The 7,420-nt window shown below is 36.3% G+C and carries 5 protein-coding genes and 1 pseudogene; 3 read left to right on the top strand and 3 right to left on the bottom strand.

Annotated elements, in window-relative coordinates; all coding sequences use genetic code 11:
- The first annotated feature begins 329 nt into the window (after nucleotides 1-329).
- From E0H88_RS15685 to E0H88_RS15675, 3 genes are all read left to right on the top strand, one after another.
- On the top strand, nucleotides 330-671 hold the full coding sequence (locus tag E0H88_RS15685; protein WP_092819619.1) for a DUF2147 domain-containing protein: 342 nt from the start codon (nucleotides 330-332) through the stop codon (nucleotides 669-671).
- A 945-nt stretch (nucleotides 672-1,616) separates the two neighbouring features.
- On the top strand, nucleotides 1,617-2,117 hold the full coding sequence (locus E0H88_RS15680) for a pyridoxamine 5'-phosphate oxidase family protein (RefSeq protein ID WP_131275055.1): 501 nt from the start codon (nucleotides 1,617-1,619) through the stop codon (nucleotides 2,115-2,117).
- Between the two features lie 740 nt (nucleotides 2,118-2,857).
- The gene (locus E0H88_RS15675) at nucleotides 2,858-4,048 is read left to right on the top strand and encodes an MFS transporter (RefSeq protein ID WP_131275053.1); all 1,191 of its coding nucleotides are present in this window, start codon (nucleotides 2,858-2,860) and stop codon (nucleotides 4,046-4,048) included.
- 94 nt (nucleotides 4,049-4,142) lie between these two features.
- Here the strand turns inward: E0H88_RS15675 and E0H88_RS15670 are convergent, their stop codons facing one another.
- From E0H88_RS15670 to E0H88_RS15660, 3 genes and pseudogenes are all read right to left on the bottom strand, one after another.
- Nucleotides 4,143-5,576 carry an alpha,alpha-trehalose-phosphate synthase (UDP-forming) gene (locus E0H88_RS15670; RefSeq protein WP_131275051.1) on the bottom strand — a complete coding sequence of 478 codons (1,434 nt, stop codon included), beginning with the start codon at nucleotides 5,574-5,576 and terminating at the stop codon, nucleotides 4,143-4,145.
- Nucleotides 5,564-6,361 (bottom strand): trehalose-phosphatase, encoded by a 798-nt coding sequence (gene otsB / locus E0H88_RS15665; protein WP_252152039.1) that lies wholly within the window; start codon nucleotides 6,359-6,361, stop codon nucleotides 5,564-5,566. Before otsB ends, E0H88_RS15670 begins: the two co-directional genes overlap by 13 nt.
- An 825-nt stretch (nucleotides 6,362-7,186) precedes the next feature.
- Nucleotides 7,187-7,420, bottom strand: a pseudogene (locus E0H88_RS15660) (IS982 family transposase); the annotation flags it as partial.

The raw sequence follows: 7,420 nt of genomic DNA, 5'->3' as shown, positions 1-7,420 counted from the left end.
GGTAGCGATTGAACTTTTACTTTTCAAAGTAGCATAAATTTCGTATCTTTCATCTTGAGAAAGTTGGGTGTATTTCTTCATTGTGTGCTTTCCAATTGCGAGTTGAAAAAGTCCAATGATTCTACGAATACACCTAACTTTTTCAACTAACTACAAATGTGTCGCACTTGGGATTTGAATCTGCGGGATGAAATGTGGATATAAATTTCAAAAAATGACGAAAGCAAAACAGAGACCGTACTGCCGAAACGCTTTGCCTACAACAAGCCCCTTAATCAGCAGCGTGTTCTTTTTATAATGGCCGCGTCGTAACATTCAAGGTCTTAGTTTTGAAATATCTTCAATATTTTTCAGCAATCTCACTATTACTATTATTAACGGCTTGTACCAAGGAAGCACCGGATTATCAGGGAACCTGGAAAAATACAGTGGAAAATCCAAAACTTGAAAATTCTCTGGTGATTGCCAAAAATGGTGACCATTATTTCATTACCAATACTTTAAAAGATAAAGAGACAGGTAAAATTGAAAAGAAAAATCCTGTTCCTGCTTCAGTGGGTGAAAATGGTTTTCTTGAGGTGAATGCAGGTGCCGGTGTGGTTGATTTTGCGATTGACGAAAAAACCGGAAATCTGGTGGGTTCTGGCTCTATCTATAAGAAAGCAAAATAATCATAGACACATACGTCTACAGAAGATGTCATGAATGCGTATGATTCATGACATTTTTTTGCTGAAACAGCGAATAAGGTCGCATCATCTTCAAAACAATAATCGACTTTCGCTCGAATTTTCTTTATTTCTTATGCTGAATCTTGATTATAGATCAATGACAGCGATGCCTATGTCATGGTGAAAGGGGAAATGGTGAAAATGGATTTAGGCGATGTAATATATTTAGAGTCATCGTTGAGAGCAAAATGACATTGCCGTTTGGCATAACCGCTTAACCCAGCATTTTGCGATCGCAGATTTCTGGTCAAACCATCGTCAAAACTACCGTGTGACCTTTAATGAACCAGATCAGGTCAAAAATCTGTAAGACCAGAAGCAAAGGAAACAACTTGGTGCAATAGCCTGACATCAAGATATAAGATTTAATTCAAATATAGGTAGATTCCACTGAAAAGCCTCATATTTTAATTTAGGGCTTTTTTATTTTGCAGAAATCATTCATTTTGTTTTTTGGCATAGTTTCTGCTTTATATAAATTACCCTATAAACAGAGGAGAGCCATTCATTTGATCACTCAAAAACAATCATCGGTCAATTCCGTATGTATGAAAAAAACCGTACATGCGCTATAAAATGAAAGACCTTGATGAATCAATCCAACTTAGTTTAAAGCAAGTTTCAAACAGCCCCAAGTTAAGCGCTAGGGGCTTTTTTTCTGTATCTCATTTTTATTCTTATTTATCTCAACAATCTGAAAATCTTCCCAGCTGAATGTAACAGAATGGGTCTTCGTTATTTCTTATGATCATTGCTAACAGCTTTTATTATGCAAATGTATAAAATCAGTGAGATAGGATATTCAAACTGAAAAATATAATTAATCTGAAACAGAAGTAAACCGTAAAACTAGAGCATTGATAGGCTTGTTTGAGGAGAAAAATGATGACAGATAATCAAAATCGCGAAAAATTATGGAAATTGATTAAAGAAGTACGCTTTTCCATGATCAGTCATATTACTGAAACGCAGGAAATCCATTCCCAACCCATGACCATGCTCAACTCTAAGCAGATGGATGAACACCAGAATCTGTATTTTATCTTGCGAGATAGCAATGATCTGGTGAATGCGATTGAGTCGGGCCGAAATCATATTGGACTATCCTTTGCCAAGCCTTCAGATGAGATTTATGTGTCGATTAGTGCGCATGCACAGATCAGTACAGACCCTAGCCTGATTGATGAACTCTGGAATCCATGGGCTGAAAACTGGTTTAAAGGAAAGGATGATCCGAGTGTACGGGTTTTAGTGGCAAGAGCCATTAGCGCAGAATACTGGAATGTCACTGACAATAAAATCACTCATCTGTTTAAGGTGGTAAAAGGAAGTATCACGGGTAAAACTGATGAACCGGATGCAGACCATCAAAAAATGAATCTGTAACACTTTAACCTTGCCTGATTGAAAATCATTAGCCTAAAAAATAAATCAAAATACTGGTATTTAAAAAATGAGCTCTGTAGCTATAAAACCTATAGAGCTTTTTTTATCGAATCATCGATATAATTGAATAATCATTTTACTTTTCAAAGGAAAGGTGAAAGAAGGTTATTCACCGATAAAACTTGGTCGATGTGAGTATTAAAAAATGAGCTAAAGCTGTGTTCATGCCTGCAGCTAGAGGCTTACCATAAAATTAAGATATTGAATCTTCGGGTGATTTTAAGATTAAGTCTTATATCTTATAAAATAAATATAAAAAATAGTGATGAACAACAAATTTAAATTTAGTTTTCCTTCTAAATAATGGCCATAAAACTCTGTGAAAAAATCAGGAAAATTTTTGGAATAATTTTTATAATAATTTCAATCATCTTATGAGGTTGATAAAAATTTAAAAAATATAAATTATTGTTTTGTTTAAATTATTTTAATTTTGATTAAAGCTTTTAATTTATTGATCGCCTAACGCTATGAGCTGATTATATCCCTATGTCAGTTACAAAATATTTTTTAAAATGGCTAAAAAATAGGATTGATTTGTTCTTTTTTTGTGTATAATTTCGCCAAATTAAAGCCCTTGTAAATTTATAGAAAATATCTATAAGTCTGCAGGGGTTTTTCTCTGGGAATTATCCTGAAAAGGGACGGCCAAAAAACCTATTTCTTGTGGTGGCACACATATGTTTTTAACTAAAACAGCACATCTGGATCATGCAGCTCAGCACTCTGCACAGCGTTTATCGACTTTACTGAGCTTCTTCAGTTTAGGTCTAAGTACCGCAGCATGGGCTCCGCTTATACCTTATGCGCAGCAGCGACTTCACCTGAATCATGCCGATTTTGGTACTTTATTGCTATGTATCGGTGCTGGTTCCATGCTGGCGATGCCTGCAACAGGTTTGCTGATCCAGAAAGCGGGTTGTCGTGCCATTATTTCCGTAGCCGTTTTATTGTTGCTGATGGTTTTGCCTACCTTTGCCTTAACCAGCAGTATCTTGATCATGGCCATTGCTTTGTTCCTGTTCGGTACAGCTGCAGGTAGCCTGGGTGTGGCAATTAATTTACAAGCTGTCATTGTGGAAAAAAACAGCGCTAAAAGCATGATGTCCCAGTTTCATGGCATGTGCAGTTTAGGTGGCCTGACCGGAGTCATGACTGTTACTGCCTTACTTGCAACAGGTGTGAGCCCCTTGATGAGTGCTTTGGTCATTTGTCTTTTATTGGTGGTTTTGAGCATATTGGCTGTGCCTAACAGTTTATCGGTCATTGAAAAGGAACAAAAAACTGATACGGCTGAAGCTGAAAGCAAGACTAAAAAATTACCCAGCCCCTTAATTATTTTGATGGGTCTGGTGTGTTTTATTGCGTTTCTTTCAGAAGGTTCGGCAATGGACTGGAGCGGGATTTATCTGATCAATGAATATGGCGTAAAACCTGCTTTAGCGGGTCTGGCTTATACCTGCTTTGCAATTGCCATGACTTCCGGGCGGTTTGCGGGACATTATTTAATCAAGGCTTTAGGTGAAAAAAATATCATCATCTACAGCGCAATTTGTGCAGCGCTAGGACTGTTTACGGTGGTTGTTGCTCCACACTGGATCGTGGTTTTATTAGGCTATGCTTTACTGGGATTAGGCTGTTCCAATATTGTTCCTGTAATGTTTTCACGTGTAGGCCGTCAAAATGTTATGTCCAAAGCAGCCGCATTGTCATGTGTTTCTACCATGGCGTATACAGGTTCATTACTGGGACCTGCTTTGGTCGGGATCAGCAGTGAAATGATGGGCTTGTCTGTGGTTTTTGGATTTATTGCGACATTACTGTTAACCATTGCTTTCTTGAACCATTTTACTCAAGTTAAAACAGCCTGATGTTTTAATTGACCTTGTTAAATTGAACGAGCATATCCAAATGGATATGCTCGTTTTTTTACAGGTCAAATATAAAATTTTCTTTTTCGATAATTTAATAATTTGCAATTTTAGAAAGGAATTTTTTAGTGACAGGCGGGAGGATATTCACTTTTTCAACGCCTTTCAGGTCGGCTAAAAATGCATTACGCCAGTCATTGATATCAAAGCTTTTTAAACCATTCATCAATTGCTGATAACGTTCCAAGCGTTCAGATTTTGCCATGGTTAAAGCTTTTTTTAATGCCTGAATCATGCTGTTGCAATTTTCAGGATCGACGATTAATGCTTCAGACATCTGCGCTGCTGCACCCGTGTATTTTGAAAGAATCAATACCCCGGGATTTTCAGGATCCTGTGCGGCGATAAATTCTTTAGCCACCAGATTCATCCCGTCACGCAAAGAATTTACCCAGCAAATATTGGCCTGCCGATAAATTTTCATTAATACATCATGTGAAATGGTAGCATGGGTACAGTTGATCGGTAACCAGTCATCTTGTGAAAATTCCTGATTAATCCAATCCACCTTGGATTGTAAATGCTCAAATAAATCTTTATATGCAGCAATTTCCATACGGCAGGGACAGGCAATCTGGATGTCGGTAAGATGCTTATGATATTCAGGATTGCTCTGTAGAAATGCTTCCAGGGCATTAAACCGTTCGATTAACCCTTTGGAATAATCAATGCGATCGACACTAATAATGGTTTGCTGATCATTTAGGTTCTCAAACTCAAATACGGCAGCAGTATTTTCATCTTTTTGCCCGGCGACTTTTTGAATCAGTTCAGGGTTAACCCCGATGGGATAGCATTGCACAGTAACCTGATGATGATTAAAGTTTAACATGTGGGTATTGATAGGCTGGGTAGCCAAGTAATGGCTACACACTTGCATACACTGCTGTTGGTCATGTTCAGTTTGCAGACCCACCACATCATACTGGCAAAGGTCCTGAATCAAGGAAAGGGCGGTTGGAATTAAACTCCAGATTTTTAAGCCGGCAAAAGGAATATGCAAGAAAAACCCAATTCTATTTTTCATACCCATTTCACGACAGTAACGCGCCACACTTAAAAAATGATAATCATGCACCCAGATTAAATCGTCGGGTTCGGCCATTTGTTTGAGCTGTCTGGCAAATAGCTGGTTAACCTGTTGATAGGTCGTATATTGCTGGGCCTGGTATTCAATTAAATCGGCGCGATCATGCATTGCCGGCCATAAAGTATTATTGGCAAAACCGCAATAATAGTTTTGGTACTGTTCTTCGGTTAAAGAACATGTAACGTATTCCACACCTTTATATTCGGTTTGATTAAAATGCGGTTGTTGATGATTGGCAATTTTTTCACCATTCCAGCCTAACCAGATTCCACCAATATCTGCAAGTGCATCCTGCAATGCCACTGCTAATCCGCCAGCGGTAGACTTATCGGGATGGGGTAAACTGACACGATTCGATAATACGATTAATCTAGACATGCTTTTTCTCCATCTGATACTTGAGACAGTCTCAAACAATGTGTTTTTAAGAATTGTGAAAATAAGTCAAGAAAATCAGCAACATCTTCAACATTTTTCAGTCGGTAATGTGCCTGGGTAGGTTCTGGTCCAACTTTTATACTGATACCTTGCAAATGATTGATTACCTTGAAACCGGATTCATCGGTTTTGTCATCCCCAATGAAAACAGGTAAAACATCCTCAAAATTTAAATATTCCAATAGCGTTTGAATCGCTTGGCCTTTATCTGCCTGTTTGGGCAGCAATTCAAATACACATTTGCCTTCATTTATTTTCAGTCCAGGATGGGTATTCAGGACCTCTTCAACAATTTGTCTTGCAATATCGGCCAGTTCAGGATATTGACGATAATGAATGGCAACAGAATAAGTCTTGTTTTCAATCAACAGTTGAGGGTAGGGACGACAACGTTTCTGAACATCATGTTGCAGCGAAGAAAAATGAATGGCATCTGTCGCAATGCTGAATTGAGTGTAGTCATCGATTTTTATTTCCAGACCATGCGTACCCGCAATAGGCATTTGTAAAGGAAACAGGAGTTCTGAGGCAGCCTGGACTGAACGGCCCGTAAGGAAGATGACCGAAACATTCGAATCACTTAACTGCTGTAAAGTGTTTAAGGTGGTGAATGGAATAAAGCTTTGAGCGGGATCAGGATGAAATTCTGATAATGTTCCATCAATATCCAGAAATAAACAGTACTTTTTATCACGGGATAAATAAGGGATTATAAACTGTAACAAGTTATGAGAATAATATTGATCAGGGGGGTAATAATTACTTGAGCTACACATATTAACTGTCTATTAATTGTTCGATTAATTTATAAATATCATTAAAAAAATGATTGAGGGATAAAATTATTATTAAAGCTACATAAAATAAATAAATTTTACATAATTTATTCTTATTTTATTTTTATCGAATTTTGCATCTGTGCCCGATTAAAGGTTGAAAAATTTCAGATTTTAAGGTGTTAAAGAGTGAAAGTGTAGATTAGGTCTCATTCTAATTATTTTATTACATTTGAAATTCGATTAAAAATACTTGCAAAATTCGCAAGAAAACAAATTGTAAGCTTTGATATTTAATGAATATATAGTTGAAAAATAAAGTATTAAACTTTCCATTTAAATATTGTTCTATTACATAGTTACATTCTATATAACTTTGATTACAAGAATGTACATTGACGCATATTTGTCACAATGCAATATTTTTGCAATGAAAATATATTGAAATATTAAATGCATCATTGAATTGGATATAAAACTGCTTTCATAAATTCCCTTTAATTCTTCCTATGGTAAAAATAAGGAGGGTGTAAACAATTATGAAAGAGATTATTATCTTTAAGCTTTTAACTGGTGTTATTTTGAAATAATTTTTCAAAATATTAGGAATGTCTTCGGCTTGATTATAAATTTTAATTAAAAAATCATTACCATTTTTAGGAGGAAGTTAAAATTTATTGTTCTTAATTATTTTCGTGAGCAGATGCTTATTTATTTGGTTTTCATTTTAATTTATAGAAATTTTGACCATGATTACTTTAACCCGAATCCTGTTTAAGCCATTGATCCCATAATTTGAATTTTTGGCTTATTTTGATGGGTAAGTTGATATGCGCATAACGATGCATAGATTCCACTGAGAAATCCAGAAATACTACGTGATTTGCTTGTAACCAGATTGTATTGACCTTTCAATAAGCTGAATAAGGTTTCTATTTTATTGCGCTGTTTCAAGTGATATCCATCAGATTCAGAAAGCTGTATAGACTGCATGTTCTTTCGATGATA

Origin of the sequence: Acinetobacter sp. ANC 4216, assembly GCF_004331195.1 — a bacterium.
Taxonomy (GTDB): domain Bacteria; phylum Pseudomonadota; class Gammaproteobacteria; order Pseudomonadales; family Moraxellaceae; genus Acinetobacter; species Acinetobacter kookii.
The sequence above is the reverse complement of the archived record's forward strand: the minus strand, read 5'-3'. Positions and strand labels throughout refer to the sequence as shown.